Below are 817 nucleotides of genomic sequence, written 5' to 3'. Positions count from 1 at the left end.
CGCGAGACGCACAGCCGCAGCGGCGTCGTGAGTGGCACGAAGATCGCCAGCTCGCAGGATGCAACCTCGACGATCGCGAACGGCAGCCTGATTTCGGCGGACGGTGTGTCGATCGGCAGCGGTAAGGACATCAATGTTCAGGGTAGTACGGTCGTCGGCACGCACGATGTGGCGCTGAACGCGGCGCACGACGTGAACATAACGACGTCGCAGGACACCAGCCAATCGTCGACCACGTACCAGGAGCAACACTCGGGCCTGATGTCGGGCGGCGGCCTATCTTTCTCGGTCGGCAACAGCAAGCTCGCGCAGCAGAATCAATCCTCGATCGTCACCAACAACGCCAGCACGGTCGGCTCGGTCGACGGCAATCTGACCGTCAACGCGGGCAATACGCTGCACGTACAAGGCAGTGATCTGGTCGCGGGCAAGGATGTGACCGGGACGGCCGCGAACATCGTGATCGATTCGGCCACCGACACCACGCATCAAGCGCAACAGCAGCAGACGAGCAAGAGCGGGCTGACGGTTGGCCTGTCGGGCTCGGTGGGCGATGCGATCAACAACGCGATCAGCGAGACGCAGGCCGCGCGCGAATCGGCGAAGGACAGCAACGGCCGCGCATCCGCGCTGCATAGCATCGCGGCGGCCGGCGACGTGGCGTTTGGCGGCATGGGCGGCGCAGCGCTGCTGAACGGCGCGAAGGGACCGCAGGCCCCGAGCATCGGTGTGCAGGTCAGCGTCGGTTCGAGCCATAGTTCGATGCAGTCGTCCGAAGACCAGACGATTCAGCGGGGTTCCAGCATCAATGCAGGCG

Annotated in this window: 1 protein-coding gene; it reads left to right on the top strand. The window is 64.5% G+C overall.

All coding sequences use genetic code 11. The annotated features are described in order from the left end of the window. Positions 1 to 817, top strand: an 817-nt coding sequence (locus WS69_RS19165) for a hemagglutinin repeat-containing protein (protein WP_197419286.1), incomplete at both ends; no start/stop codon positions are given.

It is taken from the genome of Burkholderia sp. BDU5 (genome assembly GCF_001522845.1).
Lineage (GTDB): Bacteria > Pseudomonadota > Gammaproteobacteria > Burkholderiales > Burkholderiaceae > Burkholderia > Burkholderia mayonis.
The sequence above is the reverse complement of the archived record's forward strand: the minus strand, read 5'-3'. Positions and strand labels throughout refer to the sequence as shown.